We start from the raw sequence: 17,038 nt of genomic DNA on the forward strand, positions 1-17,038 counted from the left end.
GGCGTTCAAGGCTTGCGGTTGGGGTTTGCGGAATAGGGCGCGGAGCATGCGGCCGCGGCGGCGCGGATGCTGGGCGCTTCGAATAGCGCGGTGATGACGGCAATGGCGTCGGCGCCCGCTTGGGCCACCAACGGCGCGTTGTCGGGCGTGATGCCGCCGATGGCGACGACCGCGGGCCGGGGGGCGTCGCAGGTGTCCGTCAGGCGGCGGGCTTCGGTCAGCACCGACAGCGGCGCGCGCACGGTGTCGGGCTTGACGGTGGAGGCATACATGGCGCCGAAGGCGATGTAATCGGCGCCCGCGGCCAGCAGTTCCTGCGCGCGGCCCAGGTCGTCGTAGCTGGAGCCGCCCAGGATCAGGTCGGGACCGGCCTCGGCGCGGATTCGCGCCAGGCTTTCGTCCTCGCGGCCGACGTGCGCGCCGTCGGCGCCCACTTCCAGCGCCAGGCGCCAGTCGTCGTTGATCAGGAAGACTACGCCCAGCTCGCGGCACAGCGGCGCCAGCGCGCGGGCCTGGGCGGCGCGCACGGCGTCAGGCACGTTCTTGCGGCGCAGCTGCAGCGAGCGCATGCCGCCCGCGGCGGCCTGGCGCACCGCCAGCAGCAGGCGATCGGTGTCGTCCCATTCGGGGGTGACGCCATACAGGCCAGTGGGGAAGCGCAGCGCTTTCATTGGGAGGGAATCCGGTTGGGAATGCGCCGGCCCATGCCCGGCAGGAAGCTGGCGGCGACTGCCGCGTCGGCGTGCGCCAGCCCCTGGCGCACGGCTTCCGGCATTTCCAGGCCGCGAGCCAGCATGGCCGCGATGGCAGTGGCGGCCACGCCGCCGGCGTCGCCGTTGCGGTCCGGGGGCGCCTGCCAGGGCAGGGTGGCGGTCTGACCGTTGGGGCCTAGCAGCATGTTGGCGTAGTGGCCGGGCCGCTGCGGGCTGCCCAGAACCAGGACCCATTCCGCGCCCGCCGCCAGCAGGGCGTGCATGGGTGTCGGTGCGTCCCCGATATCAATGTCGCCGTCGGCGTGCCACTGCGCCAGGCGCAGGTGCTCGATGATCAGCAGGTCCGTCTGCGGCAGCACCAGCTCCAGGGTGGCGGCCAGCAGGTCGTCGGCATCGTCCTCGTCGGCGGCGTCGGCCGGCGGCTGGGCGCGCTGGCCCAGATGCAGGACCAGCGGCACCTGGCTGTAATCGGCGGCGATCTGCGCTGCGACGCTGGCGGTTTCCGCGGTGTATAGTCCGCCCACCTTGATGGCCTGCACGGACATGTCTTCGAGCAGGCAGCGCGCCTGATCGTCCAGCAGGTCGGGTGTAACGGGATGGATTTCTTCGATGCCGGCGGTATCCCGCACGGTCAGCGCGGTCACGGCCGCGAGGCCATGGCAACCCAGGCCGGCACAAGTGACGGCATCTGCCGGCAAGCCGTCGGAACCCGAGGGATCGAGCGGACCGAAGACCAAAACGAGAGGGGGAGTAACGGGGGCCACTTGGACAGCGTTAGAGTGGGGGGGCGCCCGGACTCATTTGCGGTGAATCAGGGGAACCCCTATTGGGTTTCGGTAAGATTGTCCCCATTCTAATGGAAGCCCCTCACCTTTGCCCTGATGCCGGGCAAGGGCCTGGATTGATGTAAGAGAGAACTATGCGTACTTGGATGTGTTTGATTTGCGGCTGGGTCTATGACGAAGAGGCCGGCCTGCCCGACGAAGGCATTGCGCCCGGCACCCGCTGGGAAGACGTGCCCCCGAACTGGGTCTGTCCTGAATGCGGCGCCCGCAAAGAGGACTTCGAATTGATGGAAATCTGAGGCCATAGCGCCGACATATTCCGCCAAGGCTCGTAAGATGGGGCTAGGCCCCATCCCTCGCAACCGTGGACCCGACTGCCGCCAGGCATGATGCTTGCTGGATACGCGCGGCCTCCCCACGGTTCTTTCAGATTACCCATGTAGGGGTTGCCATGACGGAAAAACATCACGAAGACGCCGCGACGCAGGCAGCCAATTTTGCCAACCAGTTCCTGATCGCCATGCCCGGCATGGTGGAAGGCAGCCTGGCGGGTTCGGTCATCTATGTCTGCGAACACACCGAACGTGGCGCGCTGGGCCTGGTCATCAACCGGCCCACCGACCTGACGCTGGGCACCTTGTTCGAGCGCATCGACCTGACGCTCGAGATCGGTCCCGTGAAGGACACCCTGGTCTTCTTTGGCGGTCCGGTGCAGACCGACCGCGGTTTCGTGCTGCACGCGCCGGCCGGCGACTACAGCTCCAGCATCAAGCTGGGCGACATGGCGCTGACCACCTCGCGCGACGTGCTGCAGGCCGTGGCCGACGGCAAGGGGCCGGCCCGCATGCTGGTCACGCTGGGTTATGCCGGTTGGGGCGCGGGCCAGCTCGAGAGCGAGATGGCGCAGAACGCCTGGCTCAGCGTGGGCGCTGACGACGACATCATTTTCGACGTGCCCCCCGAGGAACGCTATCCGGCCGCGCTGAAGCTGCTGGGCATCGATCCGGTGATGCTGGCGGGCGATGCCGGACATGCCTGAAGAGACCCTGCTTGCCTTCGATTTCGGCGAGAAGAAAATCGGCATCGCCATCGGCAATACGCTGACGCGCCAGGCGCGTCCGCTGGAAATCATCTTCAGCGAAGTCCGCGAGGCGCGCTTCGGCCGCATCGCGGCGCTCTTGCAGGAGTGGCAGCCCCACCGTGTCGTGGTGGGCCTGGCCCTGGATGCCGACGGCGGCGAGCAACCCGCCACCGCGCGCTGCCGCCGCTTTGCCAATCAATTGCACGGCCGCTTCGGCCTCGCCGTCGAACTGGTCGACGAACGCGGTTCCAGCATGGAGGCGCAGCGCCTGCTGGGCACCCATGCGGCGGACGACGCGATGGCGGCGGCTGTTATCCTGCAACGATACCTGGACACCCTGCCTGCGGCTTGATGCACGCGGTCCGGACTGCCTATGCTCAATCCGCAACTCGATCGCCGCGGCGAACTGATACACCTGTTGACCACCGAAGGGCTGCCCCGCAGGCACGTCGAACGGCTGCTGGACGCGGCGCGCGCGTGGGCGGCGCGCGGCGATACAACGGGGGAGGCGCCAGCCGGCCCGTCGTCCGCGATGCCGGTATTCCTGTGCCTGCCCGATGAGTCCACGCAAGACCGCGATGCCTTTGCCGCCGCCGCGCAGCGCGTGTCGCTGTCTGCGGTCATGCTGGATCCGCAGGCCGGCGACGCGCTGGCCGCAACCGTCTCGCGCCTGGCCCCGGGCCTGCTGGTGCTGCGCCATGGCGCCAGCGGCGCGGCGCATTGCGCGGCCGCGCACGCGGCGCCGGGCCTGCGCATCCTCAACGCAGGCGACGGCTGCCACGCCGATCCCTTGCCCGCGCTGGCGCTGGTGCAAGCCATGCTCGACGCGCGGCAGGACCTGACCAACCTGGCCGTGACGCTGGTGGGCGACATCCGCCACTCGCGCGTGGCGCGTTCCGTCATCCATGCCATGACCACGCTGGGCGTGCCCGAAGTCCGCGCCGCCGCGCCGCGCACCCTGTTGCCCGACGGACTGCCGCAGCTCGGCGTGCGCGCCTGCGCCTCGCTGCGCGAGGGCTTGCAGGATGCAGATGTCGTCATCGCGCTGCCCTTGCAAGTGGAAGGCATCAGCGGCGCGCAACTGCCTTCCGCACGCGAATACGCGCAGGCCTACGGCCTGACGCCGGATGCCCTGGCCGCGGCCCGCTCCGATGCCCTGCTGCTGCCGGCGGGCGTGTTGACGCCCGGCATCGAGGTCGACGGCGATGTGTCGGCCAGCCTGGCGCCCATCGAGGCGCGGCTGGAGGACATCGAGCCGCATCTGCGTCTGGCCGCCTTGGAATTGCTGACCGGAGACGCGTCGTGAGGCTGCATATCGCCAATGGCCGGCTGATCGATCCCGCCAACGCGGTGGAAGGACAGCACGACCTCTACATCGCCGACGGCCACGTCGTCGCCGTGGGCCGCGCGCCCGACGGTTTTCAAGCGGATCGCTCGCTGGACGCCAGCGGGCTGGCGGTGTTGCCGGGCCTGATCGATTTGTCCGCGCGCGTCACGCAACCGGGCGCGGCGGCCTTCGCCGCTGCCGAACTGCGCGCGGCGCTTGCCGGTGGCGTCACCCGGCTGGTGCTGCCACCGGACCCTGGCGCGCCGCTGGATGAACCCGGCAAGGCCGAGGCCTTGATGCGCCACGCCGAGGCCGGGCAATGCCGGGTCCATCCCTTGGGCGCGATGACGGTGGGACTGGCCGGCGAAACGCTGGCCGAGATGGGCCTGCTGGCGCAGGCGGGCTGCCTCGCCTATACGCACGGCGAACAAGGCATCGCCGATACGCGCGTGCTCTGGGGCGCGATGCGCTACGCCAGCGGCATGGGCCTGGCGCTGTGGCTGCGACCACAGGATCCGTGGCTTGCGCGCGGCGCGGTCGCCGCAAGCGGCGCCTACGCCGAGCGCCTGGGCCTCGAAGGGCTGCCGCCGCAGGCGGAAACCGTGGCCCTGCACACCATTTTTGAACTGCAGCGCGCCACCGGCGCGCGCGTGCACCTGACGCGGCTGTCCTCGGCCGCTGGCCTGGAACTGCTGCGCGCCGCCCGGCGCGAGGGCCTGCCGGTCACGGCCGACGTGTCCGTCCACAGTCTGCACCTGACTGACGTGGACATCGGCTTCTTCAACACGGACTTCCGCCTGAACCCGCCGCTGCGCGGCCAGCGCGATCGCGACGCGATCCAGGCCGCGTTGGCCGACGGTACTGTCGATGCGCTGTGCTCCGATCACAATCCGATCGACGACGCCGCCAAAGCCGTGCCGTTCCCGTTGGCCGAGCCCGGCGCTACCGGACTGGAGCTGCTGCTGTCCCTGGCCCTGAAGTGGGCGCGCGACCACCGCCGACCTCTGCCCGAAGCACTGGCGCGGGTCACTTGCGGCCCCGCCGCGGTGCTGGCCAGCGTTTCTCCGCTGGCCGCATCCGCCGGCCATCTGGGCGTGGGAGCGTCAGCGGACCTGTGCCTGGCCGATCTGGAAGCCGAATGGCTGGTGATGCCCGGCGCGCTGCAAAGCCGCAGCGGCCATACCCCGTTCGCGGGTATGATGCTGCCCGGCCGCGTACGCGCCACCGTGGTAGGTGGCAGCCTGGCCTGGGAGACTCCGGTTTGAAGCTGCTGCGCTTTGTCCTTAGGCTGTTCCTCGTGGTGCCCTGGATTCTCTTCGGCCTCTTGTGTGTAGGCCTGGTATATCCCCTGATCGGCCCCAAATCACGTGCCTGGCTGAACCGCCGCTGGTCGCGCTGCCTGATGGCTTTCTGTGGCCTGCGGGTCGTCCTCAAGGGCGAGCCGCGCCTGACCGGTCCGGTGCTGCTGGTGGCCAACCACGTGTCCTGGATCGACATCTTCGTGCTGAACTCGGCGCGCGCCACGTCCTTCGTCGCCAAAAGCGAAATCCGCAGTTGGCCGATCATCGGCTGGCTGGTGGCCGGCGCCGGTACGCTCTTCATCGAACGCGGCCAGCGCCACGCGGTGCACGCCATGGGTGAATCCATGCAAGCCCGCTTCAAGCAGGGCGACGCGGTGGGGCTGTTCCCCGAAGGCACGACGAGCGAGGGTTTCGAACTGCTGCCCTTCCACGCCAGCCTGTTCGAGCCGGCGCGTTCGGCCGCCGTCGAGATCCAGCCCGTGGCCTTGCGCTTCCTGCAGCATGGCAAGCGCAGCGGTTACGCGGCGTTCGTGGGGGAAGAGTCCTTGGTCGCGAATCTCTGGCGGGTGCTGGGGGTGACGGGACTGGCCGTCGAAGTGGTGTTCCTGCCGCCGTTGGCGGCGCGGCATCCGGACGGGAGTTTGCCTACGCGGCTGGAGTTGTCTCATCAGGCGCGGGATGCGATTTCGAGTGTGCTGTAGCGCATAGGCGCTTCGTAGGTCGTCCGTCGTCGCGGGCGGCCTTTTGGGGCTTACTCGGTGTCTTGCGTCGCATGATGACGCTGCGCGCGGGCCGTCGTCGACCTAACGCGGGTGCCGGATGGGTGGCGCGCGTGACGGTCAGCATGCGCAACCAGTTCGCCACCGCGCGCCATCCATCACCGCCCATCCCCCATGAGCTGGCGACCATTAGCAAACCACTCGCCGCATTCGCGCAAGCGAACACAATCGAGATTCAAGAAATCACGTATGTCATTCTCGGCCGCCCGCGCGGCCGAGAATGACGGGCAGCCCAAGAATCGTCCCTGACCACAGCTCTAGCAGCGCATCAGTCCAAGATTCAAGTAGCCCATCGGCAAGGGCGCCTGAGTGGCGGGCAACCTCGATGCGCCCGAGGGAATCTGAAGGGAAGGCCGAAGGCCTGGACGAAGATGACGACGGGGCAGTCCGGAGCGAAGGCTCCGGACCGCAATCGTGGGCGCCCGCCACTCAGGCGCCCGCGCCGATGGGCGGCCTACGAAGCACTGGAACGGCGCCTCGAAACCATGCAAACGCAGCCTCGGCCGAGCTTAATACCACGAAGCAACATCGCCAGAAGCGACAAAGCCCGCCTACTTCCCAGCACTATCCGACCAACCCTTGGACAACTCCACAGCCTGCCGCCACCGCTTCATCCGCGCAGCCCGCACGGACTCCGGCCAAGTCGGTTCGAACGTCCGCTCAGCCTGCCACTTCGAGGCAAACTCCTCCAGCCCCGACCAGAACCCGACCGCCAGCCCCGCCAACCCCGCGGCCCCCAGCGCCGTCGATTCCGATACGCGCGGGCGGACCACCGGGACGCCCAGCAAATCCGCCTGCATCTGCATCAGCAGGTCGTTGCGGGCGGCGCCGCCGTCCACGCGCAGCTCGGTCAGCGCGATGCCGCTGTCGCCGTTCATGCAGGTCAGCAGTTCGGCGCTTTGCAGAGCGATGGATTCCAGCGTGGCGCGGGCGATGTGGGCGCGGGTGGTGCCGCGGGTCAGGCCCACCAGCGTGCCGCGCGCATACGGATCCCAGTGCGGCGCGCCCAGGCCGGCGAAGGCCGGGACCATGAAGACGTCGTCGGTGTCGGCCACGCTGGCGGCCAGGGATTCGATTTCTTCCGAACGCTGGATGATGCCCAGGCCGTCGCGCAGCCACTGCACCGCCGCGCCGGCCACGAACACGCCGCCTTCCAGCATGTAGGTCGGGCGCCAGCCGCTGTTGCCGGCCTGCGGCAGGCCCCAGCCTACCGTGGACAGCAGGTTGTTGTGGGACTGCACAGGCTTTTCGCCCACGTTCATCAGCATGAAGCAGCCGGTGCCGTAGGTGTTCTTTGCCATGCCCGGCGTGAAGCAGGCCTGGCCGAAGGTGGCCGCCTGCTGGTCGCCGGCGTTGCCGGCAATCGGGATCGAACCGCCCAACCATTCGGGCAGGGCTTCACCCACCACCGCGCTGCTGGGCGCGATGGTGGGCAGCACGCTGCGCGGGATCTTCAGCAGCGCCAGGATCTCGTCGTTCCAGTCCTGCGTGTGCAGGTCGAACAGCATGGTGCGCGAGGCGTTGCTCGGGTCGGTGCTGTGCACCGCGCCGCCCGTCAGTTGCCAGATCAGCCAGGTGTCCACCGTGCCAAAGGCCAGTTCGCCGCGATCGGCCATCTGGCGTGCGCCCGGCACGTGATCCAGCAGCCAGGCGAGCTTGGTGCCGGAAAAATAGGCGTCCAGCACCAGGCCGGTGCGCGATTGCAGGAAATCGGCGTGGCCGTCCTGGCGCAGCTGGTCGCACATGGGCGCCGTGCGGCGGTCCTGCCAGACGATGGCGCGCGCCAGCGGGCGGCCGGTGGCGCGTTCCCAGATCAGGGTGGTTTCGCGCTGATTGGTGATGCCGATGGCGGCGATGTCGGCGGCGGTGGCGCCGGCATTGCGCAGGGCTTCGCGCGCCACGTCCAGCTGGCTATGCCAGATCTCGCTGGCGTCGTGCTCGACCCAGCCCGGCCGCGGATAGTGCTGGCGGAATTCGCGCTGGCCCACGCCGCGCACCACGCCCTCACGGTCGAACACGATTGCGCGGGAGCTGGTCGTGCCCTGGTCCAGGGCTAGGACAAATTCATTCGTCGTCACTTTGTTTGGCGCCGTTCAGGTGTGCCCCGGCCAGAGGGTCGAGGCGTCTAAAGGAGAAGGTCGAAGCCATGCACAGCACGCCGACGACGATGAAGCCCGCGACGACATCGCGGATCGCCAGCGTTTCCGCGCCGCGCAGGGACATGCTGATGTTCAGCGTCACCGCGGCCACGCCCACGCCCAGGCTGATGCCCAGCTGCTGCGCCATCGCGGCGAAACTGCTGGCGCGGCTCATCTTGGACGGGGGGATGTCGGCATAGGTTAGCGTATTTACCCCGGTGAACTGCAGCGAACGGAAAAAGCCGCCGACCAGCAGGATCGCGATCATCAGCCACACCGGCGTGGTGGGCGTGAAGGCGCCGCAGACCACGATGAACGCGCCCGCCAGCACGGCGTTCACGGTCAGGACCCGGCGAAAGCCGAAGTGCTTGACGATGGGGGTGGCCACGAACTTCATCAGCAGCGCGCCCGCGGCGCTGGCGAAGGTGATCAGGCCCGCCGCGAACGGCGTGAGGCCAAAACCCACCTGCAGCAGCATGGCCAGCAGGAAGGGCGTGGCGCCCACGGCGAAACGGCACAGGTTGCCGCCCAGCGTGGAGATGGCAAAGGTGGGGATCCGCATCAGCGACAGGTCGATGATGGGGTGTTCGGTGCGCTTGGCATGCCAGCCATAGAGCAGGCCGCAGATCGTGCCGACCGCGATCAGCCCCAGCAGCACGGACGGCGGCATGACGTCGCGGCCGATGGCCTCGAAACCGCTGACCAGGGTCGCCAGGCAGATCGCGCTGAGCAGGAAGCCCGGCCAGTCCAGGCGCGGGGCGGCTTCCTCGCGGATTTCCGCGACGTAGCGCAGCACCAGGAAAATTCCCAGGATACCGATAGGGATATTGATCAGGAAGATCCAGTGCCAGGACATGTAGGTGACCATGAAGCCGCCCAACGGCGGTCCGATCACGGGGCCCAGCAGGGCCGGAATGGAAAGGAAGGACATGGCCTTCAGCAAGTCCTGCTTGGGCACGGTGCGCAGCAGGATGATGCGCCCCACCGGCACCATCATTGCGCCCGCCATCCCCTGGACGATGCGGGCCAGGACCAGTTGCGGCAGATCCTGGGACAGCGCACAGGCCACCGAGCTGAGCGTGAACAGGCCGATCGCCGCCACGAACACCCGCCGCGCGCCGTAGCGGTCGGCCGCCCAGCCGCTGACGGGTACGAATACCGCCACCGACAGCAGGTAGGAAGTAATGGCCACGTTCAGCCGTACCGGGGTCGAACCCAGGGCGTGGGCCATGGCTGGCAGGGCAGTGGCCACCACGGTGGCGTCCAGCATCTGCATGAACAGCGCACAGCCCACGATGAAGGGAATCATGCGCGCCGCGCGCGCGGCTTGCTCACTGGAAAGAGGAGCGGGGCGGGCTGCTGCTGCGGTTTCTGCGGACATGGCGGGCGGGGGCGATGGGTGCCGCGAGATTGTAACGCCGGGGGGTGGGCCGCCGTGAAGTAAACTCCCTACATCCGAAACCCATTGAAATTGGTGCCATGGCGACCAACTACGAATCCGAGATCACCCTTTTCCTGAAGGACTACAAGAAATCGCATCCTGGCACCGAAGAGCGCCAGCGCGAGGGCCGCGCCCGCCTTTGGGACAAACCGCAGGACTCGGAGCTGCTGGAAGGCTTCCGCGCGGCCCGCGTGCCGCAAAAGCCGTACGTCTACCAGGCCGACTGAGCCCATTGCGGCAATCATGGCCCAAAACGCTTCCGTCCCGGGCGACGCCCTGGCCGCGCTAGTGGAACCGCCCGTCGACAGCACCCCTGACACGATCGACAGCGTGGCGTTCGCGCGCCTGTATGGCGAGCCGCTGTTCCAGATGCCCACGGACCTGTACATCCCGCCGGATGCGCTGGAAGTGTTTCTGGAAGCGTTTGAAGGGCCGCTCGACCTGCTGCTCTACCTGATCCGCAAGCAGAACTTCAATGTGCTGGACATCCCCATGGCGGATGTCACGCGGCAGTATCTGTCGTATGTGGAGCAGATCCGCATCCACAACCTGGAGCTGGCCGCAGAGTACCTGCTGATGGCGGCGATGCTCATCGAGATCAAGTCGCGCATGCTGCTGCCGGTCAAGAAGACCGACACCGGCGAAGAGCCGGAAGATCCACGCGCCGAACTCGTGCGCCGCCTGCTCGAATACGAGCAGATGAAGCTGGCCGCCCAGAAGCTGGACGCGATGCCGCAGCTGGGCCGCGACTTCGTCAGCAGCCAGGCGGTGGCCGACCTGAGCGTCGAGCGCATGCTGCCCGAGGTCAGCGTGGACGACTTGCGCGCGGCGTGGGCCGACATCATGAAGCGGGCCAAGCTGAACCAGCATCACCACATCACGCGCGAACAGTTGTCCGTGCGCGATCACATGACGCATATCCTGCGGCGCCTGAACGACGTGCGCTTCATGGAATTCGGCGACCTGTTCATGGAGCGCGTCCGCGAAGGCGCGCCCGCGGCGGTGGTCGTCGTGCATTTCATCGCCATGCTGGAGCTGGCGCGCGAGTCCCTGCTGGAAATTACGCAGGCCGAGCCCTATGCTCCCATCTACGTGCGCCTGGCCTACACCAGCGTGTCGGCGGTCGCGGCCTGATCCTCACCGGGCTGCTCCCAACCCCGGAGAAACTCCTTGAAAGTCGTACACACCATCCAGGAATTGCGCGATCACCTGCGCGGCCAGAATCGCGTGTCCTTCGTGCCCACGATGGGCAACCTGCACGAAGGCCACCTGTCCCTGATGAAGCTGGCGCGCCAGCATGGCGATCCGGTGGTGGCCAGCATCTTCGTGAACCGCCTGCAGTTCGGTCCCAACGAAGACTTCGACCAGTATCCCCGCACGCTCGCCGCCGACATCGAGAAGCTCGAGCGCGAGCGCGACGTCTACGTGCTGTTCGCGCCGAACGAGCGCGAGATGTATCCGGAGCCGCAGAACTTCCGTGTGCAGCCCCCGGACGACCTGGGCGATATCCTGGAAGGCGAGTTCCGCCCCGGCTTCTTCGAAGGCGTCAGCACCGTGGTGCTGAAGCTGTTCTCCTGCGTGCAGCCGCGCGTGGCGGTGTTCGGCAAGAAGGACTACCAGCAGCTGATGGTGGTGCGCAACATGTGCCGCCAATTCCAATTGCCCGTCGAAGTGTTGGCGCACGAGACCGTGCGCGCCGAAGATGGCCTGGCCTTGTCCTCGCGCAACCGTTACCTCAGCGACGCCGACCGCGCCGAGGCGCCTGCGTTGTATGCCGCGTTGCGGCACGCCAACGAGCGCCTGGCCCAGGGCGAACGGGATGCCGCCGCCCTGGAGCGCGAAGCCGTCGAGACCCTGACCCGGCGCGGCTGGCAGGTGGACTACGTGGCTCTGCGCCGCCAACGCGATCTCAAGCGTCCCGAAGCCGCCGACCTGCAGGCCGGCGAACCATTGGTGGCGCTGGCGGCCGCCAAGCTGGGCACGACCCGCCTGATCGACAATCTGGAACTGGCCTACACGGCCTGAGACGGCAAGGCCGCGGGGGTGGCGTCCATGTCCACCCCTGAAAGAACTACCAGCTTACGTGGTGGCGGGAGGCGGGTCAGACTCGGTGCAATCCTACATTGCAAGCGAGCCGCCCCATGCAAGCTCCCCGTCCCGATCTGGAAGCCGTTCTTTCTTCCCTCACTCCCCGCGAACGGCAAATCGTCACCTATGTGGCCGCCGGCCGCCCCAATAAAGTCATCGCCATAGACCTGGGCATTTCGCTGCGCACGGTCGAGGCCCACCGCTCCCGCATCTTCACCAAGCTGCAAGTGCGCAACGCCATGCAACTGGCGTGCCGGCTGTGCGAGCACGGCCGTTCCGGCGCCTCGCCCGTGCCTGGGGCGGCTGGGCCGGACCGCCGGCATGCGCTGGTTTCCATGCCCCCGCCCGGCAGCGTCAGTCCGACCTATGTGCTGCATGAGCCGCCGACGCCAGCGTACAGCCCATGCCTGGCAAGTCCCGCTGCACGCCGTTCCGATCTTGGCGCCGACCCAGACAGCCAGGCCGGGTAGTCCAAAAGCACCGGGCCCGGCGAACGTGATGTTCGTCGGGCCCGGGTAGGAAGCTGCGCAGGCGGCGTACTCAACGGCCGCCGGCGGGCCTCAAGGACACTGGGGCGCGGCCGCCTTGGCCAATTCGTCGATCGGGTCCAGATCAGGCTGGCGGGTCAGGTTGTAGTTCAGGTTGGGCGTCTGGCCGTCAATGGAGCGCACGCGCAGCACGTTGTTGGCAGCCACTACGAATTCCGCGCGGCCATTGCCCTTGCTGTCCATCAGGATGACGCGCGGCGGGCGCTCGTCGGTGGCATCCCAGCAGCCTTGCTCGGTAACCGGCGGGCCTTTCTTGGGATCGTTTTCCAGGTAGGCCACGCGGCCGCGCCAACGGCCATTGGGCGCCAGCGTAAGCGTCACGCGCTGTGCGGTGCACTGCATGGCGGGCGAGAAGCACGGCAGGGTGCCCATGTAGGTCTGCGGCTGCGGCACCAGGCTCTGCACGGCCGGATTGGGCGCGCTGGGATTTGCCGGGCTGGCGGCGGCCGGCGCGCTTGCGGCGGATGCCGAGGTGGTGTGTTCGGTGTCTGCCGGGACTGCCTGGCCGTCTTCCGTGGTCTGACCGCCGGCGGCGGCCTGGGCGGCCTGATTCTGGTTCTTGCGGGGGGCATCCGGCTTGAGCGCGATCTGCACTTGCGACGGCGCACGGATGACGCTGCGATATCCCGCGCCCGACCCCTGGTACTGGGCGTCGGTCACGGTGCTTTCGGCGGGAGGGTCGTAGTAGCCTTCGGTTTTCTGTTGGGCACAGCCAGCTGCGCCCAATGCGGTGCCTGCGAGCAGCAGCCCCATGACGCTGAGTTTGCGGGAGCGGGTACCGATTTCTACGCGCGCGGTCATGGCAGCTTATCCGTGTGGTGAGTCTGTCTCCGATTTTACGCACTTATGCGAAGATTCGATACGTTCCCCTTAGCCGCACTTGGGCATCCTCAACACTTTATGCACTATTTACGACACGGCCGCCGCCAGCCTGCCCCGCGCACTATCGCCAGCTCCTGGCGTGGCGCCGTTGCGGCCCAGTGCCGCGCGTGTGGATGACGGCGATGCGGCATGTCTTCGATCTGCCTCTGGGCCTGTTCATCGGCCTGGCGGCGCTGGCGGGTTTGTTCGTCGGCAACTGGCTGACGGTGCTGACCCACCGGCTGCCGCGCATGATGGAGCAGGAATGGCAGGCGCACTGCCAGGAAGCCTCGGGCAAGCCGCTTGCGGCGGGGCGCTATGGCCTGTGGTCGCCGGCATCGCACTGCCCCGCCTGCGACACCCCCGTGGCGGGCTGGCGGCGGCTGCCGCTGCTGGGTTGGCTGCTGTTGCGGGGGCGCTGCGGCGCTTGCGGCGTGGCCATCGGGTGGCGCTACCCGGCCATCGAACTGCTGACCTGCGCGCTGTTCGCTGCATGCGCCTGGCGGTTCGGCGCCACGCCGCTGGCGCTGTCCGCCATGGGCTTGTCGGCCATGCTGGTGGCGCTGGCCTGGATCGACTTCGAGTCCACACTGCTGCCCGACGCATTGACCCAGCCGCTGCTCTGGGCCGGGCTGCTGGTCAATCTGTTCGATGCCTATGCCAGCCTGCAGATGGCGGTGGTGGGGGCGGTGGCGGGCTACGTCTTCCTGTGGGTTATCTTTCATGTGTTCCGCCTGCTGACGGGGCGCGAGGGCATGGGCTATGGTGATTTCAAACTGCTCGCCGCGCTGGGCGCATGGTTTGGCGTGGAAGCCCTGCCGACGCTGCTGCTGAGCGCATCGTTGCTGGGCGTGCTGATCGGCGGCGCGCTGACCTTGAGCGGCCGCGCCAGTCGCGGGCAGCCATTGCCCTTTGGTCCCTATCTTGCGCTGGCGGGCGTCGTGACGCTGCTGGTGGGCGGCGAGCACGGCTTGGGGCAGTTTTTGCAATAGGGCGGTTCATGTCCTCCATGGGATGGGCGGTATGTTGAAGATAGGTCTGACGGGCGGCATCGGATCGGGCAAGACCCGGGTGGCGGACATGCTCGCAGAGTGGGGTGCGACGCTGGTCGATACCGACGAGATCGCGCGTGAGCTGACCGCCGCGGGCGGTGCGGCCATGCCTGCGATAGAACGCGAGTTCGGCCCGCGGGCATTGACGCCGGACGGGGCGCTGGACCGCGCGTGGATGCGGGATCAGGCGTTCTCGGATCCGCAGGTGCGCTTGCGGCTGGAGGCCGTGCTGCATCCCGCCATCGGGCAGGAGACCGAGCGCCAGGCCGCGGCTGCGACCGGTGCGTATCTGGTCTTCGTGGTGCCGCTGCTGGTTGAATCGTTGCCGCGTTGGCGCTCGCGCCTGGACCGCATCTGCGTGGTGGATTGCGACCCGGAGACGCAGGTGGCGCGGGTGCGCCAACGCAGCGGGCTGACGGAGCCTGCCATACGGCGTATCATGGCGGCACAGGCTGCGCGGGCAAGCCGTCTGGAAGTCGCCGACGACGTCATCGTCAATGACGCAGGCACTACGCCGGAACAACTGCGCGCGCAGGCGAAGACCCTGCATGACCGCTGGCTGGCGCTGGCGAGCACGACGGGCCGGCAAGCTCCGCGCTAGGCCGGCACCCCTGAATAACATTGGCCCAGCCGGCCAAACACAGATGGGCCTGTAAAGAAGCGTGATCGTTTACGAATACCCCTTCAATGAGCGCATCCGCGCTTATCTGCGGCTGGAATACCTGTTCGACAGGCTGTTCTTCTTTGCCCGCGAGGGGGACTCGCGCCTGCATCAGGTCGCCGTCACCTCCCTGTTCGACTTGCTCGACGCCTGCGAACGCACCGATGTAAAAGGCGCGGTCCTGCAAGATCTGGAACGCCAGCGCATGGCGCTGGTCGGGCTGCGCGATCATCCCGGCGTTGCACAGGATGCGCTTGAAGCCATGCTGCGCGAAATGGAAAAGGTGACCACGGCGCTGGCCGCGCCTGGCAAGACCGGCCAGTCCCTGCGCGAAAACGAATGGCTGACCAGCCTGCGCGGACGCCTGTCGGTGCCGGGCAGCGCCACGCAGGTCGACATGCCCTCGTATTTCGCCTGGCAGAACAAATCCGAGGCCGCCCGCTGCGCCGACCTGCAGGCCTGGGTGGCACCCTTCATTCCTTTGTATGACGGCCTGACCCTGGCCCTGCGCCTGCTGCGCGAATCGGGCCGCAAGTCGGACATCGTGGGCGAGCAGGGCGCCTACCAGCAGATGCTGGGCGGCAAGCAGTTCCAGCTGCTGCGGGTCTGGCTGGACCCCGCCCAGGGCGTGTTTCCCGAGATCAGTGCCAATAAGTACATGATCTGGATACGTTTTTCCACCCAGGACGGCGAATTCAAGCCCCAGCAAGTCGCCCGCGACGTCCCCTTCCAGATGACGCTCTGCACCTCATAGGATGGGTGGAGCGCGAGCATCCTCGCGCAACTCCGCCCGTTGTCCGACGCGCGTAACCCACCAAGCAGCGCTTGAATGGGGCAAGGCGGACCAAGCCTGCGGGGCCAGGCGGCCCACTTTGCCTTCCGCCCAGATTCCTGTTGCTCCCAGTTTCAACCAGGGATCGCGGCGCTGGAAACCGGGACGGTCTGGTACACAATACGGCTTTCCTCCGCCCGTGCCGGAACTGTTCCATGCCTGATAGCCGTCCCGTATCTCCGCCCACCCGTTGGACCCGCCGCCGCCTGCTTGGGCTGGCGCTGGTATTGCTCGTTGTGGCGGGCATAGTCTGGCTGGTGCTGCGGCCCGCGGCCAAGCCGGGCGGGGCGGGCGCCCCGGGGGGGCGTCCCGGCGGCCGGCCGCCAGCGGGCGCCATGATGACCCCCGCGGTGCCGGTGCGCATCGCCACGGCCGCCAAGCAGGACATCGATATCTTCCTGAAGTCGCTGGGCACGGTCACCGCCTACAACACCGTTACCGTGCGCAGCCGGGTCAGCGGCGAACTGGTGGAAGTGGCCTTCCAGGAGGGCCAGCAAGTGAAGGCCGGCGACCTGTTGGCGCAGGTGGACCCGCGGGCGTTCCAGGTGGCCCTGGACCAGGCGCGTGGCACGCAGATGCAGAACCTGGCCCAGCTGGAGAACGCCCGGCGCGACCTGCAGCGTTATCAGGCGCTGTACAAGCAGGACTCGATCGCCAAGCAGCAGGTCGACACGCAGGCCGCCCTGGTGCGGCAGTACGAAGGCACCGTCAAGAGCGACCAGGCCAACGTGGACAACGCCCGCCTGCAACTGGAATACGCGCGTATCACCGCGCCCATCAGCGGCCGTTTGGGCTTGCGCCAGGTGGACCGCGGCAATCTGGTGTCCAGCTCGGACACCAACGGACTGGTGGTGATCACCCAGACCCAGCCGATTTCCGTGGTGTTCACGCTGCCCGAGACCCAGCTGCCCGAAGTGCGCGCCGAGATCGCCGCCGGCAAGACGCTGGCGGTGGATGCCTATGACCGCGCCGACACCCGGCGCATCGCCACGGGCCAGCTGGAAACGATGGACAACCAGATCGACGTCACCACCGGCACCCTGAAGCTGAAGGCGCGTTTTGAAAACGCCGACGACGCGCTCTTTCCCAACCAGTTCGTCAACGTGCGCCTGCACGTGCTCACGCGCAAGGACGTGACCGCGATCCCCACCGCCGCCATCCAGCAAGGCTCGGCCGGCGCCTTCGTGTTCCTGGTGCAGCAGGACAACACCGTGCAGGTGCGCCAGCTGAAGCTGGGCGCCGTCAACAACGGCATGGTGGCCGTCAACGAAGGCCTGCAGCCCGGCGACCGGGTGGTCGTCGAAGGCACCGACCGTCTGCGCGCGGGCGCCAAGGTGGAAGTGGTGGGCGGCTCGGACGTGATCCCCGCCACCCGCGACAAGACCCTGGGCGCGGGTGCGCCGGCCGGCACCACGCCGCCGTCGAAGTAAG

General features: G+C 67.8%; 20 protein-coding genes. 15 read left to right on the forward strand and 5 right to left on the reverse strand.

What is annotated here, in order from left to right; all coding sequences use genetic code 11:
* Nucleotides 1-5: 5 nt before the first annotated feature.
* Nucleotides 6-671: a thiamine phosphate synthase gene (thiE, locus tag AC1RHV_RS15545; protein ID WP_054459393.1), complete on the reverse strand. Its 666-nt coding sequence runs from the start codon at nucleotides 669-671 to the stop codon at nucleotides 6-8.
* Nucleotides 668-1,477 (reverse strand): bifunctional hydroxymethylpyrimidine kinase/phosphomethylpyrimidine kinase, encoded by an 810-nt coding sequence (locus AC1RHV_RS15550; protein ID WP_119452196.1) that lies wholly within the window; start codon nucleotides 1,475-1,477, stop codon nucleotides 668-670. Before AC1RHV_RS15550 ends, thiE begins: the two co-directional genes overlap by 4 nt.
* Nucleotides 1,478-1,632: 155 nt before the next feature.
* Between AC1RHV_RS15550 and AC1RHV_RS15555 the strand changes: the two genes are divergently transcribed.
* The 7 genes from AC1RHV_RS15555 (at nucleotide 1,633) to AC1RHV_RS15585 (ending at nucleotide 6,210) form a co-directional block, all read left to right on the forward strand.
* The gene (locus AC1RHV_RS15555; RefSeq protein ID WP_003814980.1) at nucleotides 1,633-1,797 is read left to right on the forward strand and encodes a rubredoxin; all 165 of its coding nucleotides are present in this window, start codon (nucleotides 1,633-1,635) and stop codon (nucleotides 1,795-1,797) included.
* A 152-nt stretch (nucleotides 1,798-1,949) separates the two neighbouring features.
* Nucleotides 1,950-2,537, forward strand: coding sequence for a YqgE/AlgH family protein (locus tag AC1RHV_RS15560; protein WP_054459390.1), 588 nt, complete (start codon nucleotides 1,950-1,952; stop codon nucleotides 2,535-2,537).
* Nucleotides 2,530-2,931 carry a Holliday junction resolvase RuvX gene (ruvX, locus tag AC1RHV_RS15565; RefSeq protein ID WP_054459420.1) on the forward strand — a complete coding sequence of 134 codons (402 nt, stop codon included), beginning with the start codon at nucleotides 2,530-2,532 and terminating at the stop codon, nucleotides 2,929-2,931. Before AC1RHV_RS15560 ends, ruvX begins: the two co-directional genes overlap by 8 nt.
* 21 nt (nucleotides 2,932-2,952) lie before the next feature.
* Nucleotides 2,953-3,885 carry an aspartate carbamoyltransferase gene (locus AC1RHV_RS15570; protein ID WP_492301258.1) on the forward strand — a complete coding sequence of 311 codons (933 nt, stop codon included), beginning with the start codon at nucleotides 2,953-2,955 and terminating at the stop codon, nucleotides 3,883-3,885.
* The gene (locus tag AC1RHV_RS15575) at nucleotides 3,882-5,171 is read left to right on the forward strand and encodes a dihydroorotase (RefSeq protein ID WP_492301260.1); all 1,290 of its coding nucleotides are present in this window, start codon (nucleotides 3,882-3,884) and stop codon (nucleotides 5,169-5,171) included. Before AC1RHV_RS15570 ends, AC1RHV_RS15575 begins: the two co-directional genes overlap by 4 nt.
* Nucleotides 5,168-5,908 (forward strand): lysophospholipid acyltransferase family protein, encoded by a 741-nt coding sequence (locus AC1RHV_RS15580; RefSeq protein ID WP_054459385.1) that lies wholly within the window; start codon nucleotides 5,168-5,170, stop codon nucleotides 5,906-5,908. Before AC1RHV_RS15575 ends, AC1RHV_RS15580 begins: the two co-directional genes overlap by 4 nt.
* A gap of 71 nt (nucleotides 5,909-5,979) precedes the next feature.
* Nucleotides 5,980-6,210 carry a hypothetical protein gene (locus tag AC1RHV_RS15585; protein ID WP_306651723.1) on the forward strand — a complete coding sequence of 77 codons (231 nt, stop codon included), beginning with the start codon at nucleotides 5,980-5,982 and terminating at the stop codon, nucleotides 6,208-6,210.
* A 327-nt stretch (nucleotides 6,211-6,537) separates the two neighbouring features.
* Here AC1RHV_RS15585 and glpK read toward each other — a convergent pair whose 3' ends face one another.
* Together glpK and AC1RHV_RS15595 are read right to left on the reverse strand one after the other, a co-directional pair.
* Nucleotides 6,538-8,064, reverse strand: a complete 1,527-nt coding sequence (gene glpK / locus AC1RHV_RS15590) for a glycerol kinase GlpK (protein WP_119451860.1) — start codon at nucleotides 8,062-8,064, stop codon at nucleotides 6,538-6,540.
* Nucleotides 8,051-9,505, reverse strand: a complete 1,455-nt coding sequence (locus AC1RHV_RS15595; protein WP_119451859.1) for a DHA2 family efflux MFS transporter permease subunit — start codon at nucleotides 9,503-9,505, stop codon at nucleotides 8,051-8,053. Before AC1RHV_RS15595 ends, glpK begins: the two co-directional genes overlap by 14 nt.
* 98 nt (nucleotides 9,506-9,603) lie before the next feature.
* On the opposite strand from AC1RHV_RS15595, the gene AC1RHV_RS15600 reads away from it, so the two are divergent.
* The 4 genes from AC1RHV_RS15600 to AC1RHV_RS15615 all read left to right on the forward strand — a co-directional run bounded on the left by AC1RHV_RS15600 (nucleotide 9,604) and on the right by AC1RHV_RS15615 (nucleotide 12,123).
* Entirely contained in the window at nucleotides 9,604-9,792 is a 189-nt protein-coding gene (locus AC1RHV_RS15600) for a DUF3460 family protein (protein WP_042796240.1), read from the forward strand.
* Nucleotides 9,793-9,808: 16 nt separating this feature from the next.
* On the forward strand, nucleotides 9,809-10,699 hold the full coding sequence (locus tag AC1RHV_RS15605) for a segregation and condensation protein A (RefSeq protein WP_054459290.1): 891 nt from the start codon (nucleotides 9,809-9,811) through the stop codon (nucleotides 10,697-10,699).
* 36 nt (nucleotides 10,700-10,735) lie between these two features.
* The gene (gene panC / locus AC1RHV_RS15610) at nucleotides 10,736-11,590 is read left to right on the forward strand and encodes a pantoate--beta-alanine ligase (protein ID WP_054459288.1); all 855 of its coding nucleotides are present in this window, start codon (nucleotides 10,736-10,738) and stop codon (nucleotides 11,588-11,590) included.
* A gap of 116 nt (nucleotides 11,591-11,706) precedes the next feature.
* On the forward strand, nucleotides 11,707-12,123 hold the full coding sequence (locus AC1RHV_RS15615; RefSeq protein ID WP_192353786.1) for a response regulator transcription factor: 417 nt from the start codon (nucleotides 11,707-11,709) through the stop codon (nucleotides 12,121-12,123).
* Between the two features lie 90 nt (nucleotides 12,124-12,213).
* On the opposite strand, the gene AC1RHV_RS15620 is transcribed toward AC1RHV_RS15615, so the two are convergent.
* Entirely contained in the window at nucleotides 12,214-13,002 is a 789-nt protein-coding gene (locus AC1RHV_RS15620; protein WP_119451858.1) for a copper resistance protein NlpE N-terminal domain-containing protein, read from the reverse strand.
* 203 nt (nucleotides 13,003-13,205) lie between these two features.
* On the opposite strand from AC1RHV_RS15620, the gene AC1RHV_RS15625 reads away from it, so the two are divergent.
* The 4 genes from AC1RHV_RS15625 (at nucleotide 13,206) to AC1RHV_RS15640 (ending at nucleotide 17,037) form a co-directional block, all read left to right on the forward strand.
* Nucleotides 13,206-14,054, forward strand: a complete 849-nt coding sequence (locus AC1RHV_RS15625) for a prepilin peptidase (protein WP_054459296.1) — start codon at nucleotides 13,206-13,208, stop codon at nucleotides 14,052-14,054.
* A gap of 31 nt (nucleotides 14,055-14,085) precedes the next feature.
* Nucleotides 14,086-14,715, forward strand: a complete 630-nt coding sequence (gene coaE, locus AC1RHV_RS15630) for a dephospho-CoA kinase (RefSeq protein ID WP_125472749.1) — start codon at nucleotides 14,086-14,088, stop codon at nucleotides 14,713-14,715.
* Nucleotides 14,716-14,776: 61 nt separating this feature from the next.
* Nucleotides 14,777-15,529 carry a cell division protein ZapD gene (gene zapD / locus AC1RHV_RS15635; protein ID WP_054459281.1) on the forward strand — a complete coding sequence of 251 codons (753 nt, stop codon included), beginning with the start codon at nucleotides 14,777-14,779 and terminating at the stop codon, nucleotides 15,527-15,529.
* A gap of 233 nt (nucleotides 15,530-15,762) precedes the next feature.
* Nucleotides 15,763-17,037, forward strand: coding sequence for an MdtA/MuxA family multidrug efflux RND transporter periplasmic adaptor subunit (locus AC1RHV_RS15640; RefSeq protein WP_492301266.1), 1,275 nt, complete (start codon nucleotides 15,763-15,765; stop codon nucleotides 17,035-17,037).
* The last annotated feature ends 1 nt before the right edge of the window (nucleotide 17,038 follow it).

The sequence above is a fragment of the Achromobacter sp. GW823-FHT04E03 genome (assembly GCF_058796095.1).